The organism is Janthinobacterium sp. GW458P (genome assembly GCF_002127585.1).
Taxonomy (GTDB): Bacteria; Pseudomonadota; Gammaproteobacteria; order Burkholderiales; family Burkholderiaceae_D; genus Janthinobacterium.
On the sequence record NZ_NEGZ01000002.1, the window covers coordinates 126,740 to 143,039 of the forward strand.

The following is a 16,300-nucleotide window of genomic DNA, read 5'->3' on the forward strand; positions in this document are numbered from 1 at the left end:
GCCATCGGCCCGCCCGTCTTACCCTGCAGAGGCAAGCATGACCCCTGAACTGACGATGCTCGCGTGTACCCTCGTGCTGGCCCTGCTGCAAATCCTCCTGCCTGCGCTGTTGCGCACGCTGGAAACGGGTCCTCAATACAATATGGGGACGCGCGACAGCGCGGGGCCGCCCGTGGGCAAGGTCACGGGCCGCTTGCAGCGGGCCCAGGCCAACCTGTTCGAAACCCTGCCCCTGTTCGCCACCGCCGTGCTGATCGTCCACGTGACGGCGCAGGAAAGCGCGCTGACCCTGTACGGCGCGGCCCTGTACCTGGCCGCGCGCGTGCTCTACCTGCCCCTGTACGCGTTCGGCATCCCCGTCGTGCGCACGCTGGTGTGGTGCGTGTCGGTTGCCGGCCTGCTGATGCTTTACTGGGCCATCCTGTTCGCTTCCTGAATTCCTACGCGGGCTGTAGCGGCCGTCCTATGGCCTGTCGACAGGCCCGGCCGTAAAGTAGCGGCGAGCTGGCGACTGGCGCCGGCATGCGAGGAACCAGACCGCGATGGCGACTACTATTTCTGCAGTGCAAGACCTGGGCCGCGTGCCCCAGCGCAAGATCCAGCGCCTGCTGCGCTCGGTATTCGGCATCGCGCGCCTGCGCGCGGGCCAGCAGGAAGTCATCGACAGCGTGCTGGCCGGGCGCGATACCCTGGCCATCATGCCCACGGGCAGCGGCAAGTCGCTGTGCTACCAGCTGCCGGCCGCGCTGTTGCCGGGCGCCACGCTCGTCGTGTCACCGCTGATCTCGCTGATGCACGACCAGCTGGAAAAATTGCATGCACTGGGCATCACGGCCGTGCAGCTCAACAGCAGCCTGTCGCGCGCCGAGGAAGACGATGCCATCGCCCGCATCGCCCAGGGTGGCAAGCGCATCATTTTTTGCACGCCGGAACGCCTGGCGACGGCCGGATTCCTGGCCCTGCTGGCCGCCGCACCGCCGGCGCTGGTGGTCATCGACGAAGCCCATTGCATCTCCCAGTGGGGTCACGATTTCCGTCCCGCCTACCTGGACATCGCCGCCGCCCTGCGCGCCCTGGGCCGCCCGCCCGTGCTGGCCTTGACGGCCACGGCCACGGAAGACGTGGTGGCCGACATCCGCGCCCAGCTTGCCGCGCCGCAGTTGCGCGTCGTCAATACGGGCATTTACCGCGCCAACCTGCGCTATGGCGTGGTCCAGGTCACCAATGCCGGCGAAAAACACGATGCAGTCCTGCGCCTGCTGCGCGAGACGCGAGGCGCGGGCATCGTCTACGCGGCCACGGTGAAAACCGTCGAAGAGCTGGCGACGCGGCTGGCGGAGCTGGGCGCAAGCGTCACCTGCTACCACGGCAAGCTGGCGGCGCGCGAGCGCAAGCACAACCAGGACCTGTTCATGGGCGGCGAACGCCGCATCATGGTGGCCACCAACGCCTTCGGCATGGGCATCGACAAGCCCGACACGCGCTTCGTCATCCACCTGCAGGTGCCGGCCAACCTGGAAGCGTACTACCAGGAATCGGGCCGGGCCGGGCGCGACGGCTTGCCCGCCGACTGCACCTTGCTGTATTTCCAGGAAGACAAGCGGGTACAGCAGTTTTTCCTGGCGAAACACTACCCAACGGCTGACGAGCTGGCCGCCATCGTGGCGGCAGCGCAAGAACTGCCGGCCACGTTCGCGTTCGCTGCGCTGGCGTCCAGCCTGCCCGATTTTTCCGACGGTCACCTGAAGGTGTGCCTGAAACTGTTGAAAGACGGCAAGCTGCTGCGCCAGGACCGCCAGCTGGGCTACACCTTGAAAGCGCCCTCGGCCAGCTCGCCCACGTACGCGCAGCTGGCGCAGGTCTATGTCGACAAGCAGGAGCGCGACAAGCAGGCGCTCGAGCAGATGGTGGCGTATGCGCAGAGCGGTTTTTGCCGCTGGAAGCTGCTGCTCGAGTATTTCGGCGATGCGGGGGATTTCGAGCGCTGCTGCACCTGCGACAATTGCCAGTCGCCGCCGGCGCTGACGACGCCCATGCTGCTCGACGACGCCCCCGTGCCGCCGCTGCCCGCCGCGCCATCGGCACCGTCGATCGCCGTGGGCAGCCGGGTGCGCGTGCCCCGCTTCGACATCGGCACCGTGCTGTCGGTGGCCGGCGACCAGGTCACCATCGCGTTTCCGGAAAACACCACGCGCACCTTCATGGCGGAATTTGTCGCCCCCGCGTGAAGCCAGTGTGCGCTGCCCGACAGATGATCTGGCGCAAGAGCGCTAGAATCAGCCCATTCCAACGCATGTTAACGTAGGAGCTGGGCATGGCGGACATGGTAGTGGTGCGCAAGGAAGGCCTGTATTGCGTGCCGGGACAGTTTTATATCGACCCGTGGCGTCCCGTCGAGCGCGCCATCATCACGCATGCGCATGCCGACCATGCGCGGGCCGGCCACCGGCATTACCTGTGCGCGGCCGACGGCGCGCAGGTGCTGCGCGCGCGCCTGGGCGCCGTTTCCATCCAGGGCCTCGCGTATGGCGAGACCATCGAACACCACGGCGTGCAGGTGTCGCTGCACCCGGCCGGCCACGTGCTCGGTTCGGCCCAGGTGCGCATGGCGCACGGCGGCAAGGTATGGGTGGCGTCGGGCGACTACAAGCTGCAGCCGGACCCCACCTGCGCGCCGTTCGAGCCCGTGCGCTGCGATACCTTCATCACGGAATCGACCTTCGGCCTGCCCATCTACCGCTGGCAGGCGCCGCAGGAAATATACGACGACATCAACCAGTGGTGGCGCGGCAATGCAGCCGAGGGGCGCACCAGCGTGCTGTTCTGCTATGCCTTCGGCAAGGCGCAGCGCATCCTGGCGGGCCTGGACGCTACCATCGGCCCCATTATCTGCCATGGCGCGGCGCAGGCATTGACGCAGGTCTACCGCGAGTCGGGCGTGGCCTTGCCGGCCACTGTCATGGTGGGCGAGGTGACGGACAAGGCGGCCCTGAAGACGGCCATGGTGATCGCGCCCCCATCGGCAGCCGGTTCGCCGTGGATGAAGCGTTTCGGCGACTACAGCGATGCGTTCGCCAGCGGCTGGATGCTGCTGCGCGGCGCGCGCCGGCGGCGCGGCGTGGACCGGGGTTTCGTGTTGTCCGACCACGCCGACTGGCCCGGCCTGATGCAGGCCATCACGGCCACGCAGGCCGGACGCATCATCGTCACGCACGGCGCCATCCCCGTGATGGTGCGCTGGCTGCGGCAGAACGGCTGGCAGGCGGGCGGCTTCGAGACGGAATATGGCGATGACGAGGCCGATGACGGTGCGCCTGGTGCTCCCACGGCGGCGGAGGACGTTGCGCATGCGTGAATTTGCCCGGCTGTACGCGGAACTCGACGAGACCACCGCCACCAGCCGCAAGCTGGCGGCCCTGCAAGCGTATTTCCAGCGCGCCAAGCCGCACGATGCGGCCTGGGCCGTGTATTTCCTGGCCGGCGGCAAGCCGCGCCAGGCCGTGCCCACCAGGCTGCTGCGCGACTATGCGACCGAACGGGCCGGCCTCGACGCCTGGCTGTTCGACGAGGCCTATCACGCCGTCGGCGACCTGGCTGAAACCATCGCCCTGATCCTGCCCGCGCCCACCCGCCACAGCGACATCGGCCTGGCCGAGTGGGTCGAGCAGCGCATCGCACCGTTGCGCGGCGCGCCGCCGGACGCCATCCGCGCCGCCCTGCTGGGGTACTGGGACGAGCTGGAAACGCGCGAACGCTTCCTGTTGATCAAGCTGATCGGCGGCGGCTTTCGCGTGGGCGTCTCAAAACTGCTGGTGACGCGGGCGCTGGCATCGATCGCCGCCGTCGACAGCAAGCTGATCGCGCAGCGGCTGATGGGCTGGACCGATGGCAAGGTCAGCCCCACGGGCGCGGGATTTTTGAAACTGATCGCCGCGCAGTCCGATGGCGAGCAGGCGTTGCGCGGCGGCCAGCCTTACCCCTTCTTCCTGGCGCACCCCTTGCAGGCAGCGCCGGAATCCTTGGGCGAGCCTGCCGGCTGGCTGGCCGAGTGGAAATACGACGGCATGCGCGCCCAGCTGCTGCGCCGCGAGGGCGTGAACTGGCTGTGGTCGCGCGGCGAGGAATTGATCACGGACAGGTTTCCCGAACTGGCGCAGCTGGCCTTGCCGGAAGGTACCGTGCTCGATGGCGAAATCCTCGTCTGGCAGCCGGGCGCCGTGCCGGCGCCGTTTGCAGATTTGCAACAACGGATGGGCCGCAAGACGGTCTCGCCGAAGCTGCTGGCAGCGTTGCCCGCCGTGCTGGTGGCTTATGACGTGCTGGAACTGGACGGCGTGGATATCCGCCACCTGCCGCAGCACGAGCGCCGCGCGCTGCTGGAAACCGTCGTCGCCGCAGTGGATGCGCCCGCGCTGCGCCTGTCGCCGTGCATCGCCGCCGAGAGCTGGGAAGCGCTGGCCGCCATCCGCGCGGAATCGCGCGCGCGCGGCGTGGAAGGCTTGATGCTGAAAGCCGCGTCGGCCGCGTATGGCGTGGGGCGCACGAAAGACGTGGGCACCTGGTGGAAATGGAAGATCGACCCCTACGCCGTCGACGCCGTGCTGATCTACGCCCAGGAGGGCCACGGCCGGCGCGCCTCGCTGTACACGGACTACACGTTCGCCGTGTGGGATGAAGCGGACGATGGCGAACGCAGGCTGGTGCCGTTCGCCAAGGCGTATTCAGGCTTGACGGATGCGGAAATCGCCCAGGTCGATGCCGCCATCCGCCAGACCACCATAGAAAAATTCGGCCCCGTGCGCAGCGTCAGGCCCACCATGGTGTTCGAGATCGGCTTCGAGGGCATCGCCGCCTCCGGCCGCCACAAGGCGGGCATCGCCGTGCGCTTTCCCCGCATCCTGCGCCGCCGCGAAGACAAGGCCGTCGCCGACGCCGACACTCTGGCCACCCTGCAAGCCATGCTGGCCGGTGCCGGATGAAGGACGGTCCATGAGCAAGAGCTTGCTGGCGCAGCGCGTCGCTGCCTGGTTCACGGGGCGCGGCTGGGCCGTGTTCCCTTTCCAGCGCGCCGTCTGGCGGGCCAGCGCGCAGGGACGATCCGGCCTGCTGCATGCCAGCACGGGCTCCGGCAAGACCTACGCCGTCTGGTTCGGCGCCCTGCTGCGCGCCGAGCGCCTGGCGGGCAAGCGCCGCAAGCAGGGCTTGCGCGTGCTGTGGATCACGCCCATGCGGGCGCTGGCGGCCGACACGGTGCGCGCGCTGCAGGCGTCCGGCGAAACGCTGGCGCCCGGCTGGCGCATCGAGGCGCGCACGGGAGATACCAGCGCCGCGCAGCGGGCGCGGCAGGCCAAGGCCTGGCCCGAGGTGCTCGTCACGACGCCGGAAAGCCTGTCCCTGATGCTGAGCCAGGCGGATGCGCACGCACGCTTCGCCTTGCTGGAAACGGTGATCGTCGACGAGTGGCATGAATTGATGGGCAGCAAGCGCGGCGTGCAGGTGCAGCTGGCGCTGGCCCGGCTGCGCCGCTGGCAGGAAAACCTGATGACGTGGGGCCTGTCGGCCACCTTGGGCAATCTGCGCCAGGCGCAGGACGTCTTCGCGCGCCTGAAACAGGGCGACCATTTTCTGTTTGGCGGGCGCATCCTGGAATTCGTGCGCGTGCACGAGATGACGGCCTATGTGCGGCGCGCCACGGGCAGCCGCGGCGCCGTGCCGCGCTGGCAGGGCGGCAAGATGCCGCTGTCGTCGGAACTGGCGCACGCCGTGCTCGACCAGCTGCAGCTGGCGCGGGAGGGCCGTGCCAAGGGGCCGGAAATGCGCGCGCTGGCGCCCCTGCTGGCCATCCAGGCGCGCTGGTCGGCCCTGCCCACGCGCACCAACCTGCTGGTGGAAACCCTGTGCAGCCGCGAAGGCCGGCACTTGTTCGTGTATCCGTTCGCGGGCCGCGCCGTGCACCTGGGCCTGGCCTCGCTGCTGGCCTACCGCATTGCCCGCGCGCAACCGACCACCTTGTCGATTGCCGTCAACGACTACGGTTTTGAATTGCTGGGGGGAAGCGAGCTCGATTATGTCCCCCTGTTCGACGGGGCCACGGGCGCGGGGTTGGACTTATTCAGCACGCAACACTTGCTGGAAGACGTGCTGGCCAGCCTGAATGCAACGGAACTGTCGCAGCGGCGCTTCCGCGAAATCGCCCGCATCGCCGGCCTTGTGTTCCAGGGCTATCCGGGCCAGCCGAAAAGCGCGCGCCAGCTGCAGGCCTCGTCCTCGCTGTTTTTCGAGGTGTTCCGCAAGCATGACGCGGCCAATTTGCTGCTCACGCAGGCGCAGCGCGAAGTGCTGGAGCAGGAACTGGAACTGACGCGGCTGCGCGCCACCTTGCGCGAGCTGCATGAACGCAATATTTCCCTGCAGCCGCTGGAGCGCGCCTCGCCGTTTGCCTTCGGCCTGATGGTCGAGCGCTTCCGCGAACAGCTGACGACGGAAAGGCTGTCGGACCGGGTAGCGCGGCTGGTCAGCGCGCTGGAAAAGGCGGCCGCATGAAGGGCCAGGAGCAAGCGCATTGCGCGGTGGAGCTGGCCGGCGAAAGCGTCTGGCTGCTGGCGCACAGAGCGCTCTATTGGCCGGCGCGCCGGATGCTGGTCGTGGCCGACATCCATTTCGGCAAGGCGGCCGCCTTCCGCGCGCTGGGCGTGCCCGTGCCGCGCGGCACGACGACGCAAAACCTGCTGGCGCTCGACGCCTTGCTGGCCCGTTACGCCTGCGAGGAAATCGTCTTCCTGGGCGACTTCCTGCATGCGCGGGCCGCGCACGCGGCCGCCACCGTGGCGGCCATGCTGGCCTGGCGCGCGCGCCATCCCCGCTTGCGCCTGACCCTGGTGCGCGGCAACCACGATGCGCACGCGGGCGACCCGGCCGGCGCGCTGCGCATCGCCATGGCGGACGAGCCGCATACGGTGGGAAATTTGTCGTTCTGCCATCATCCGGAGACGCCGGCGCCCGGCTATGTGCTGGCCGGCCACGTCCATCCCGTGTATCGCTTGCGCGCGGGCGGCGGGGGCGGCCTGCGCCTGCCCTGTTTCCTGCTGGGGCCGTCGCGCGCCATCCTGCCCTCGTTCGGCGCCTTCACGGGCGGCCACGCCGTGCGGCCGGGCATTGGCGAGCGCGTCTACGTGACGGCCGACGCGGCGATCTTCCGCCTGCCACCGTGACCGTCCGGGTTATATACTTTTGGTATATTTTTTATTGTAACCGCGCCACCAGTGGCGGGACTCATCCTACATCAGCGCTTGCCATCCTCCTATTTCTTGCCGCCCATGCCCGCACTAAGATGAGGATTCCCTTGCCATGCGAGGGGAAGAATTGCATGGTTTGCACTGTTTTCTGATTCTATCGATCAAGGAGATCATCATGGCCACATCGAGCGACAATAAACAGCAGGGTAGTAAAACCAGTAGCAGCAGTAGCGGCAGCAGCGGCGGAAGCAAGCAGAGCGATACGAGCAAACGCGGTTTCGCTTCCATGGATCCGGCCCAGCAGCGCGAAATCGCCAGCGAAGGGGGGCGCGCCGCGCATGAAAAAGGCACGGCGCATGAATTCACGTCCGAGGAAGCGCGCCGCGCAGGCAGCCAAAGCCATAAAAACGATGCGAACCGGCAAAGCGCCGCCAGCTCCGGCGGTTCGCGCGACAATGCCAGCAGCGACAACCGGCAAAGCGGCGGTTCCGGTTCAAGTGCGGGTTCCGGCTCCGGCTCGCGCAACAAGTAGCAGCGCGCCGTAGGGTGAAGCCCATCAGTGGGCAGGGCCGGCGGGAAGCGGGGCTTTCCGCCGGCCCTGTGCAGGGTTTTTCCTGCGGCGCCAAAAAGTGATGCAATGCAGCAGACATGGACTATGATGAAATGGCTGTGATGGCAGGCTAGCGCGTAGTCAAGCCCGCAGCCAACTTTCCGGGAGAAGATGATGGGCAACTCCAACACGCCGAATCCAGGCAATAGCCAAGGCGGCACGCCGTCCACGGCGGGCAGCAAGCAAAGCGCGGCAGAGGCGGCCGAAAGCTTTGTGCTGGTCGATAGCGAGCAGGGCCTCGATATCGGCGACGATCTGTTTTCCATCGGCGAAGTGCGGCGCGCCGACCGTTTGCCGCATCACCAGTCCGGCGTGGCCGGCCAGAGCCGGCAGAGCGCCGACGATGCGCCCGACACCACGGGCAGCACCGGCGTCTGAGCTTCCCCGTCCGTTTCCTTAACTGTCTGACAAGCCCCGCCGGGCCAGCCGCAAGACGTGTTCGCGCACGTCGGCTGGCCAGTCGCGCACGTTTTCAAGGAAGGCTTCCTGCCGGCCCGCGAACAGGGCGCGGCTCGCTTCCTCGAAGCCGGCAGCGTCACCGGCCAGGGCGTTCATGACCTTATAGGCCGCTTCGCGCGCCTGGCGCTGTTCATCGTGCGCCTTGTTGCCGCGCTGCGCCTGTTCCACCAGCTTGCGCAAGGCCACGGACGCCCCGCCCGGTTGCGTCGCCAGCCATTCCCAGTGCCGGGGCAGCAAGGTGATTTCGCGCGCCACCACGCCCAGCCTGGGCCGGCCCGCCGTGCGCGCGGGAGCGGGAGTATCGTCCTGCGGCGCCGGCGCGGCTTCGCGCGGCAGGCGCTGCAGCACCTCGTCCAGGCTGCCATGCAGGTTCAGGTCCACCTGGCTGCCGTTCGTGTCATCGAAGATCAGGATCTGCGCATCGGGATCGCGCGTCACCAGTTCCTTCAGTGTTTGCGCCACGGCATGTAATGTGCCGGCGGCCACTTTGCGTGGGCCGGCAAAGGCGGTCAGTTGGGTGGGGGCGTGCATGGCTTGCTCCTATGAGTGCATATGCAGGCAATTTTACCCGGGTTAAATTGAAAGTCAATAACACCCGGGTAAAATAGGGCGGCCGTGTTACAGGTCGATGCGGCCGTGTTCGCCCAGGTCTTTCGGCGGCTCGCCCGTGATGGCGGCCTTGGCCATTGCATAAAATTGCATCATCTTGCTGGCGCTGCTGTCCCAGTATTCGGCCGACTGTATCGTCACCTTGATCAGCGACAGCTTGGGATCGTCGAGTCCGCCGGGGAACCAGGCTTGCACCAGCGGGCTCCACAGTTCCTCCGCCTTGGCGCGGTCCTTCAGCAATGCCGCATGGCCGCAGACGGACACATACAGGCTGTCGCCCGTGTCGACGAAGCTGACGTTGACCTGCGGGTTGTTCAGCAGGTCGCGCGTATAGCCGGCCTCGTCGGAAACAAAGAACCAGATATGCCCGTCGCCGTCGACCTGCTGCTGCGTGAGGGGACGGCTGGTCAGCGTGCGCGTGTCGTCGCTGGTGGTGAGCATGCCGAACTTGACGCCCTTGATCCTGTCCGCGATGCTGGCCAGTTGTTCGCTGGAATAGTGTTGCATGGTGTGCTCCCGTGATGGTTGTCCTGAACAACAGCATAGGCGGGCGCAGCGCGCGGCTCTGTACGCCAGCTTACGTAGCGGAGGCGCTTTGTTTCAACGCTGTTACAAAACGCCGGCCCGGCGGGGTGCTCCATGTATTGACTTAATAAATGATAATCATTATCATTTGTTTGAATGTATCAGCTTGAACTTTGATTGAAGGATGGGAATGAAGCACACTGACTTGTCGCGCCAGCTGGCCCGCCCCTTGCCGGGAGCGGCCCATGCATAGTGCGGGCGCCGCCGACAAGGCCAGGAACAATGCCAGCCGCGCCGTCTGGCTGAAGAATCTGCACCAATGGCACTGGATCAGCTCGGCGCTCTGCCTGCTGGGCATGTTTTTGTTCGCCATCACGGGCATTACCCTGAACCACGCCAGCCAGATCGAGTCGAAACCGTCGATCACGCGCCAGCAGGCGCAGCTGCCGGCCCCTCTGCTCACCGAACTGGCCGCCTATGCCGCCCGGCATGACGGCGCCAACGCGCCCATGCCGGCCGCCGCCGAAACGTGGTTGAAAAAGCAATGGTCGCTCAACGCGGGCGGCCGTCCCGCCGAGTGGAGCGCCGACGAGGTGTATTTGCCCCTGCCCAAGGCGGGCGGCGACGCCTGGGTGCGCATCGGCCTGGATGACGGGGCCGCCGAATACGAATTGACGGACCGTGGCTGGGTATCCTGGCTCAACGACGTCCACAAGGGCCGCAACACGGGCGTGGCCTGGAACTGGTTCATCGATATCTTTGCCGGCGCCTGCATCGTGTTTTGCCTGACGGGTCTGTTGATTTTGAAGTTCCACGCGGCCAACCGGCCATTTACCTGGCCGATGGTTGGCCTCGGTATCCTGATACCCTGCGCGATCGCCTTGCTGTTTATCCATTGATCGTTTTTCTTTTTCCTTTTTACAGGCACACCATGAAATTACGCTACTCCCTGGCGCTTGGCCTTCCCCTGATCGGTACGTCGGCGATGGCGGCCGACCTGGCTCTCAAGATTGAAATTCCGCAACTGAACGTGGCGGAATACCACCGCCCCTACGTGGCGGCATGGCTGGAAACGGCGGACCAGAAGGTCGTTGGCAACCTGGCTGTGCTGTACGACGTGAAAAAGAAGGACAAGGCGGGCGAAAAATGGCTGAAGGACATGCGCCAGTGGTGGCGCAAGAGCGGCCGCGACCTGGCCATGCCTGTCGACGGCGTCAGCGGCGCCACGCGCGCGCCGGGCGAGCACAATCTGACCTTCCCCGGCTCGAAAGCCGTGCTCGACAAGCTGCCGGCCGGCGAATACCAGCTGGTGGTGGAAGCGGCGCGCGAAGCGGGCGGACGCGAGCTGGTGCGCGTGCCCTTCCAGTGGCCGCCGAAGTCGGGCCAGTCCGTGCCTGCCAAGGGCAAGGAAGAACTCGGCAATGTCGTCGTCCAACTCAAACCTTAAGGCGCCCCTACCATGTTGAAGCAACTGAATAAACCGCTGCTCGCCCTGGCCCTGGCCGGCCTGGCCATGAACGCCCACGCCCACCGCGGCTGGATGGTGCCGTCGAGCACGATGGTGGAAAGCAAGGACGCCTGGGTGACGGTGGACGCGGCCGTGTCCGACGGCCTGTTCGAGATCGACCACCAGCCGCTGCGCCTGGACGCGCTGCAAGTGACCGGCCCGGACGGCGCCAAGGTCGCGCCGGCGAATGCCGTCACGGGCCGTCTGCGTAGCGTCTTCGACGTAAAAATGGAAAAGCCGGGCACCTACAAGGCGGCCATCGTGTCGCAGAACGTGATGGCCAGCTACACGGTGAACGGCGAGCAGAAGCGCTTCCGCGGCAACGAAGAGACGTTCAAGAAGGACATGCCGGCCGACGCGAAAGACGTGAAAGTCACGCGCACGGCGGCCCGCCTGGAAACCTTCTTCAGCAATGGCGAGACCAGCACGGAAGTGTTCAAGCCGACGGGCGTGGGCCTGGAATTCGTGCCCGTCACGCACCCGAACGACTTGCGCGCGGGCGAGAAAGCCACATGGCGCTTCCTGGTCGACGGCAAGCCGGCCGCGAACCAGGCCTTCAGCCTGGTGCCGGGCGGGGTGCGCTACCGTGGCGTGCTCGGTGAAATCCGCCAGAGCACGGACGCCAAGGGCGAGATCACGTTCACCGTGCCGGCCGCCGGCATGTATTACCTGAGCAGCACCTGGCCCGCGGCCGCCCCGGCCGTTGCAGGCCAGCCGCCGGCGATGCCGGAGCGCCGCATGACCTACGCGGCCACCGTGGAAGTGCTGCCGCAGTAAGCGGCGGCATCGTCACGAGAGCGCCGATGCGCCGGGTCCTGCTGCCGCAGCATATTTCCGATCAGGTCGCGCCGCCCGGCGCCGCGATCCGGGACTTGCGCGGCCTGTCCATGGGCACCAGCTGGACCGTGCGCCTGCTCGAGTCCGCCATGCCGGGACGCGCCGGCAGCGCCGACTTGCAGCAGGGCCTGCAGCAGCAGCTGGATCTGGTCGTGGCGCAAATGAGCCACTGGAGCGAGGAGTCCGACCTGGGCCGTTTCAACCGGGCCGAGCCCGGCAGCTGGCACAGCCTGCCCGCCGCGTTTTGCGAGGTGCTGGGCTTTGCCATGCACGTCTCGCAGGCGTCGGGCGGCGCGTACGACCCGTGCGCGGGCGCCCTCGTCAACCTGTGGGGCTTCGGCCCCCGCCACCGTTACGACGAGCCAGGTTTCCTGCCGCCGAAGGATGACACGGTAGCCCTGCTGCTGTCGCAGCGCCAGCGCCGCCGCCTGGAGCTGGACTTGCCGGCCCGCCGCATCCGCCAACCGGGCGGCTTGCAGCTGGACCTGTCCGCCGTGGCCAAGGGCTATGGCGTGGACCGCCTGGCCCGCTACCTGGACAGCCAGGGCATACACCATTACCTGGTCGAAGTGGGCGGCGAACTGCGCGGCGCCGGCAGCAAGCCCGACGGCCAGCCATGGTGGGTCATGCTGGAACAGGTCGACGGCGCCGCCGATAGTGCCGATAGTGCCGATAATGCCGATAATGCGCAGCATCCGCCGGAAATGCTGCTGGCGCTGCACGGCTTGTCCGTGGCGACGTCGGGCGACTACCGGCGTTTCTTCGAAGACGGCACGGCGCGTTTTTCGCACACCATCGATCCGCGCAGCGGCATGCCGATCGCCAATCAACTCGCTTCCGTCACCGTCGTGCATGCGCAATGCATGGCGGCCGACGCCTGGTCGACGGCCCTGACCGTGCTGGGCGTCGAGGCCGGCTTGGCGCTGGCCGAGGAGCAGGGCCTGGCCGCGCGCTTCCTGCAGCGCGACGGGCACGGTTACCGCGAAACCTTGAGCAGCCGCATGCTGGCCATGCTCGACGAATGAACCCTTACCTTTCATGATTTTTACGCACGATACGACGCGGCTGGCTTTGCTGGCCGCCCTGTCCCTCAGTTACGCGGGCGTGTGCCTGGCGCCCTGGCTGCGCGCGCGCGCCCGGCGCCGCGCCGCCGCTGCCGCCACGGCGGCGCTGGCCAACAACCCCGCCTGGCTGGTGGCGTATGCGAGCCAGACGGGCAATGCCGAAGAGCTGGCCACCCAAACGGCGCGCAGCCTGCAGCTGGCCGGCATTCCCGTGCGCCTGTGCGCGCTGGCAGAACTGACGGCCATTGATCTGCAACAAGCCGAACGTGCCTTGTTCCTGGTCAGCACCTATGGCGAGGGCGACGCGCCCGACAATGCGGCCGCTTTCATGGGCCACCTGATGACGGGCGAGCTGGCGCTGCCGCAATTGCATTATTGCGTGCTGGCCCTGGGCGACCGCAGCTATGGCCAGTTCTGCGGCTTCGGCCGCGCGCTCGACGCCTGGCTGGCGACGCAGGGCGCGTCGCGCCTGTTCGAGCGCATCGAGGTCGACCGCAGCGCCGGCGCCGCCATCGAGCAATGGTTCCAGCACCTGAGCCACCTGGCCGGCACCAGCGACGCGCCCGACTGGAGCGCGCCCGCCTTTGGCGACTGGCGCCTGACCCGCAGGCAGCTGCTCAACCCGGGCAGCGAGGGCGGCCCCATCTATCACGTGGAACTGGCGCCCGTGGAAGGCAGTCTGCCCGACTGGCAGTCGGGCGACCTGGTGCAGGTGGCGCCGCCGCTTGACCCGGCGCAAGCGCGCGAGTATTCGATCGCCTCGATCCCGCGCGATGGCGGCGTGCACCTGCTGGTGCGCCAACATGCGCATCCCGACGGCAGCCTGGGCCTGGCGTCGGGCTGGCTGACGGCGCAGGCGGCTGTCGGCGAGGTGGTACAGCTGCGCTTGCGCCAGCACAAGCGCTTTCGTCTGGAAGACAATGCCCAGCGTCCTTTAATTTTGATCGGCAACGGCAGCGGCATCGCCGGCTTGCGCGGCCACCTGAAAAGCCGCGTGCTGGCCGGGCAGCGCCGCAACTGGCTGATCTTTGGCGAACGCAATGCGGCCCACGATTTTCATTACCGCGAAGAAATTGAACACTGGCACGCGAGCGGCGATTTGCCGCGCCTGGACCTGGCGTTTTCGCGCGACCAGGCGCAGCGCACCTACGTGCAGGACCGTCTGCGCGGCAATGCCGACGAAGTCAGGCTGTGGCTGGAGCAGGGCGCGGCCATCTACGTCTGCGGCAGCCTGGCCGGCATGGCGGGCGGCGTCGACCAGGCCCTGCAGGAGATGCTGGGCCGCCCCGCGCTCGATGCGCTGGCGGCCCAGGGGCGCTACCGGCGCGACGTGTATTGATCGACTGCGCATAAAAAAAGGACTGGCCGGGCCAGTCCTTTTTTATTCGGCAAGCCCGCTTACGGCTGCAGCGCGGCCAGCGGCGCCGCCTCCATCTCGCCGCTCACTTCCTGCAGGCCGCGCGCCAGGCTGGAGATGCTGGGGTTGTCGATGAAGACGCAGCGCTTGCCCGTGCGCTTGCAATAATCCTTCACGCGCCAGTAGGCGCTGTGGCTGATGCAGCCCGTCTGGCAAATCACCAGGTCGGCCGCCGCCAGGCTGGAATCGAGCAGGTTGGCATTGTCTTCCAGGCCGCCGTCGTGGTGGGCGAACTGCGCGCCCACGCGTTCGATCAGGGCGCGGTAAGTGGCGACATTGCCGCTGCGCCCGCCCACGCACAAGACGCTTTGGTCGACGAGGCGGATCGGCATTTTCAGCTTGCCGCCCGTGGGCACTTCCAGCTTGGTTGCCGGTGGCGGCACGGCGGCGCCCGGACGCGGCTGGGCCTGTTTCAATTCCGCGATTTGCTGGCGCAATTCCTTCTCGCGCTCATCCATCTGCGCCAGGCGCTCGACGAGGCGCGTGCGCGATTCCAGCGCGGGGACGGCGGCCTGCAATTGCGCCAGATCAAGGCGCAAGCCGTCGATGAGGCTATCTTTGCCGATCGATTCGGCACGCGCGCGCAGCAGCAAGGCTTCCTGGCGCTCCAGCTCGCCCGTCTTTTCCGTCAGCATGGCCTGGCTGCGCTGTTGCAGCCTGGCCAGTTCCTGCGCCAGGCGCGCGTTTTCTTCCTGCAAGGCCGTAAACTTGCCCATGTCGGCGCGCACGCAGGCGCCGGCCTGGTGCTGGATCATGTGCAGGTCGCGGCACATCTGCTCTTCCAGCTCGGCGTCGCAGCGCGGGTGCGTGAGGCCGGCCCAGAAGGCGCCGGCCACGTCGCCGTTGGCGACGGCCGTGCGCCACTGCTGCGCCACCTGCTGCGTCGTCTTGGCGCCGCGAAAGCGCAGGATCACGGGCGCGTAGCGGCGTTCCAGTTCCTTTTGCAGTGCTTCGGACAGGCGGTTGCGCGCGCCGCATTCCGTCACGGCGCCCACATGCACTTCGTAGTCGTCGGCCAGCACGCGCCCGCCCGTCATCTTGCCCACCAGCTTGCGCAGGTAGCCCAGCGGCAAGCCTACGCCGACCAGCGGGCAATGACAGGTATGCGACAGTTCCCACAGCCGGCGGCGGCGAGAGGCGAGCGCGGCCGTGTCGGCCTCGCCGCTGGAACAATTGCTGATGACGGGCAGGGACTGGTCTTTGTCACACATGGCGATATCCTGTTGGGCGGTGGGCAGTGTTGGAGAAATTATTGCGGCAGGGGCGAGACGGGACGCTTGGGACTCAGCAGGCGTGCCAGGCGGGCGAGCAGGGTGGCCCTGGGCGGCGCCGGGCGGTGCTGGGCCACGAGGGCGGCCCACTGCTGCGACAGCTGCTGGCAGGTTGCCTGCAGCACGGGACCCAGGTCGGGCACGCCGGACAGCACTTGCAGATGGCGTTCGATGACGGCGGCCAGCTTCGCGCAGGGGCTGCCCGCATGGTAGTGCGACATCAGGTGCAGCACGGCCGACAGCATCAATGCCGGCTGTTGCCCCTTCGCTGAAGAAAACATCGAGTCAGTATGATCGATCGCCATCAAACGCTCCTGTGCGGTGGTTTGGCTGGCTGGCGCGCGGGGCGCGACTGGCTGGCGGGTGGGGTGGCTGCGGGACAGTATCAGGCAGTCAGGATCAGCTTGTTCAATTGGGTGACGCGCAGGCGGTAAATCTTGCCGCTGTGTTCAATCTCCACTTCGCGCCCCTGCTGCAGCAGCGCTTCGCTGGTGATGCGGCGCGCCGGTTGCGCCACGCTGACGGGAGGGCGGACGTGTGCGCTGGCGGCATCCTGGATCAAGGCGGGTTTTGAGCTTTGCATGTTGGCTTTCTTTGTCTCAGTTGAGAATGATTCGTATTTGCATTATTGTTGAATGTGGCCCGAAAAGCAAGGCTTATTTGTGCCGGATGCAGGCTTTTTTTTGACTGACGGGGAGGGGGCTGGCGGGGGCGTGGCGCAAGGTGGCACCAGCGGGCTGAAGAAGGGTGCGGACAGCAAAAAAGA

18 protein-coding genes are annotated in these 16,300 nt (G+C 66.9%); 13 read left to right on the top strand and 5 right to left on the bottom strand.

The window, feature by feature from the left end:
• Window positions 1–37 precede the first annotated feature (37 nt).
• From CBW50_RS02690 to CBW50_RS02725, 8 genes are all read left to right on the top strand, one after another.
• A complete protein-coding gene (locus CBW50_RS02690; protein WP_086144083.1) occupies window positions 38–436 on the top strand; it encodes an MAPEG family protein in 399 nt (132 codons plus the stop codon).
• Window positions 437–542: 106 nt separating this feature from the next.
• Window positions 543–2,228 carry an ATP-dependent DNA helicase RecQ gene (locus tag CBW50_RS02695; RefSeq protein ID WP_086144084.1) on the top strand — a complete coding sequence of 562 codons (1,686 nt, stop codon included), beginning with the start codon at window positions 543–545 and terminating at the stop codon, window positions 2,226–2,228.
• Between the two features lie 86 nt (window positions 2,229–2,314).
• Window positions 2,315–3,355: a ligase-associated DNA damage response exonuclease gene (locus CBW50_RS02700; protein WP_086144085.1), complete on the top strand. Its 1,041-nt coding sequence runs from the start codon at window positions 2,315–2,317 to the stop codon at window positions 3,353–3,355.
• Entirely contained in the window at window positions 3,348–4,979 is a 1,632-nt protein-coding gene (locus tag CBW50_RS02705) for an ATP-dependent DNA ligase (RefSeq protein WP_086144086.1), read from the top strand. The genes CBW50_RS02700 and CBW50_RS02705 overlap by 8 nt, the downstream gene beginning before the upstream one ends.
• 10 nt (window positions 4,980–4,989) lie before the next feature.
• Window positions 4,990–6,543 carry a DEAD/DEAH box helicase gene (locus CBW50_RS02710; protein WP_086144087.1) on the top strand — a complete coding sequence of 518 codons (1,554 nt, stop codon included), beginning with the start codon at window positions 4,990–4,992 and terminating at the stop codon, window positions 6,541–6,543.
• Window positions 6,540–7,211 carry a ligase-associated DNA damage response endonuclease PdeM gene (gene pdeM, locus CBW50_RS02715; RefSeq protein WP_086144088.1) on the top strand — a complete coding sequence of 224 codons (672 nt, stop codon included), beginning with the start codon at window positions 6,540–6,542 and terminating at the stop codon, window positions 7,209–7,211. Before CBW50_RS02710 ends, pdeM begins: the two co-directional genes overlap by 4 nt.
• 199 nt (window positions 7,212–7,410) lie before the next feature.
• Window positions 7,411–7,767 (top strand): KGG domain-containing protein, encoded by a 357-nt coding sequence (locus tag CBW50_RS02720; RefSeq protein WP_086144222.1) that lies wholly within the window; start codon window positions 7,411–7,413, stop codon window positions 7,765–7,767.
• Between the two features lie 189 nt (window positions 7,768–7,956).
• Entirely contained in the window at window positions 7,957–8,223 is a 267-nt protein-coding gene (locus CBW50_RS02725) for a hypothetical protein (RefSeq protein ID WP_086144089.1), read from the top strand.
• 18 nt (window positions 8,224–8,241) lie between these two features.
• Here the strand turns inward: CBW50_RS02725 and CBW50_RS02730 are convergent, their stop codons facing one another.
• Both CBW50_RS02730 and CBW50_RS02735 read right to left on the bottom strand, forming a co-directional pair.
• Window positions 8,242–8,835 (bottom strand): DUF2239 family protein, encoded by a 594-nt coding sequence (locus CBW50_RS02730; protein ID WP_086144090.1) that lies wholly within the window; start codon window positions 8,833–8,835, stop codon window positions 8,242–8,244.
• 87 nt (window positions 8,836–8,922) lie between these two features.
• The gene (locus CBW50_RS02735; protein WP_086144091.1) at window positions 8,923–9,420 is read right to left on the bottom strand and encodes a pyridoxamine 5'-phosphate oxidase family protein; all 498 of its coding nucleotides are present in this window, start codon (window positions 9,418–9,420) and stop codon (window positions 8,923–8,925) included.
• 263 nt (window positions 9,421–9,683) lie between these two features.
• Between CBW50_RS02735 and CBW50_RS02740 the strand changes: the two genes are divergently transcribed.
• From CBW50_RS02740 to CBW50_RS02760, 5 genes are read left to right on the top strand one after another with little or no spacing between them, the layout of a single operon-like run.
• A complete protein-coding gene (locus tag CBW50_RS02740; RefSeq protein WP_086144092.1) occupies window positions 9,684–10,337 on the top strand; it encodes a PepSY-associated TM helix domain-containing protein in 654 nt (217 codons plus the stop codon).
• 32 nt (window positions 10,338–10,369) lie between these two features.
• The gene (locus CBW50_RS02745) at window positions 10,370–10,885 is read left to right on the top strand and encodes a DUF2271 domain-containing protein (RefSeq protein ID WP_086144093.1); all 516 of its coding nucleotides are present in this window, start codon (window positions 10,370–10,372) and stop codon (window positions 10,883–10,885) included.
• A gap of 12 nt (window positions 10,886–10,897) precedes the next feature.
• Entirely contained in the window at window positions 10,898–11,722 is an 825-nt protein-coding gene (locus CBW50_RS02750) for a DUF4198 domain-containing protein (RefSeq protein WP_086144094.1), read from the top strand.
• 26 nt (window positions 11,723–11,748) lie between these two features.
• Entirely contained in the window at window positions 11,749–12,807 is a 1,059-nt protein-coding gene (locus tag CBW50_RS02755) for an FAD:protein FMN transferase (protein ID WP_086144095.1), read from the top strand.
• 13 nt (window positions 12,808–12,820) lie between these two features.
• Window positions 12,821–14,185 (top strand): sulfite reductase subunit alpha, encoded by a 1,365-nt coding sequence (locus CBW50_RS02760; RefSeq protein ID WP_086144096.1) that lies wholly within the window; start codon window positions 12,821–12,823, stop codon window positions 14,183–14,185.
• Window positions 14,186–14,244: 59 nt separating this feature from the next.
• Here CBW50_RS02760 and CBW50_RS02765 read toward each other — a convergent pair whose 3' ends face one another.
• From CBW50_RS02765 to hemP, 3 genes are all read right to left on the bottom strand, one after another.
• Entirely contained in the window at window positions 14,245–15,474 is a 1,230-nt protein-coding gene (locus tag CBW50_RS02765) for a DUF2325 domain-containing protein (protein WP_086144097.1), read from the bottom strand.
• Between the two features lie 38 nt (window positions 15,475–15,512).
• Entirely contained in the window at window positions 15,513–15,839 is a 327-nt protein-coding gene (locus tag CBW50_RS02770) for a hypothetical protein (RefSeq protein ID WP_226935355.1), read from the bottom strand.
• 80 nt (window positions 15,840–15,919) lie between these two features.
• Entirely contained in the window at window positions 15,920–16,117 is a 198-nt protein-coding gene (gene hemP, locus CBW50_RS02775) for a hemin uptake protein HemP (RefSeq protein ID WP_071322532.1), read from the bottom strand.
• Window positions 16,118–16,300: the final 183 nt, after the last annotated feature.

Coding starts and splice junctions, on each gene's coding strand:
- CBW50_RS02720 (WP_086144222.1), top strand. CDS start 7,411: ATGGCCACATCGAGCGACAATAAACAGCAGGGTAGTAAAACCAGTAGC.
- CBW50_RS02700 (WP_086144085.1), top strand. CDS start 2,315: ATGGCGGACATGGTAGTGGTGCGCAAGGAAGGCCTGTATTGCGTGCCG.
- pdeM (WP_086144088.1), top strand. CDS start 6,540: ATGAAGGGCCAGGAGCAAGCGCATTGCGCGGTGGAGCTGGCCGGCGAA.
- CBW50_RS02725 (WP_086144089.1), top strand. CDS start 7,957: ATGATGGGCAACTCCAACACGCCGAATCCAGGCAATAGCCAAGGCGGC.
- CBW50_RS02740 (WP_086144092.1), top strand. CDS start 9,684: ATGCATAGTGCGGGCGCCGCCGACAAGGCCAGGAACAATGCCAGCCGC.
- CBW50_RS02705 (WP_086144086.1), top strand. CDS start 3,348: ATGCGTGAATTTGCCCGGCTGTACGCGGAACTCGACGAGACCACCGCC.
- CBW50_RS02730 (WP_086144090.1), bottom strand. CDS start 8,835: ATGCACGCCCCCACCCAACTGACCGCCTTTGCCGGCCCACGCAAAGTG.
- CBW50_RS02770 (WP_226935355.1), bottom strand. CDS start 15,839: ATGGCGATCGATCATACTGACTCGATGTTTTCTTCAGCGAAGGGGCAA.
- CBW50_RS02690 (WP_086144083.1), top strand. CDS start 38: ATGACCCCTGAACTGACGATGCTCGCGTGTACCCTCGTGCTGGCCCTG.
- CBW50_RS02735 (WP_086144091.1), bottom strand. CDS start 9,420: ATGCAACACTATTCCAGCGAACAACTGGCCAGCATCGCGGACAGGATC.
- CBW50_RS02745 (WP_086144093.1), top strand. CDS start 10,370: ATGAAATTACGCTACTCCCTGGCGCTTGGCCTTCCCCTGATCGGTACG.
- CBW50_RS02710 (WP_086144087.1), top strand. CDS start 4,990: ATGAGCAAGAGCTTGCTGGCGCAGCGCGTCGCTGCCTGGTTCACGGGG.
- CBW50_RS02755 (WP_086144095.1), top strand. CDS start 11,749: ATGCGCCGGGTCCTGCTGCCGCAGCATATTTCCGATCAGGTCGCGCCG.
- CBW50_RS02750 (WP_086144094.1), top strand. CDS start 10,898: ATGTTGAAGCAACTGAATAAACCGCTGCTCGCCCTGGCCCTGGCCGGC.
- CBW50_RS02695 (WP_086144084.1), top strand. CDS start 543: ATGGCGACTACTATTTCTGCAGTGCAAGACCTGGGCCGCGTGCCCCAG.
- CBW50_RS02765 (WP_086144097.1), bottom strand. CDS start 15,474: ATGTGTGACAAAGACCAGTCCCTGCCCGTCATCAGCAATTGTTCCAGC.
- hemP (WP_071322532.1), bottom strand. CDS start 16,117: ATGCAAAGCTCAAAACCCGCCTTGATCCAGGATGCCGCCAGCGCACAC.
- CBW50_RS02760 (WP_086144096.1), top strand. CDS start 12,821: ATGATTTTTACGCACGATACGACGCGGCTGGCTTTGCTGGCCGCCCTG.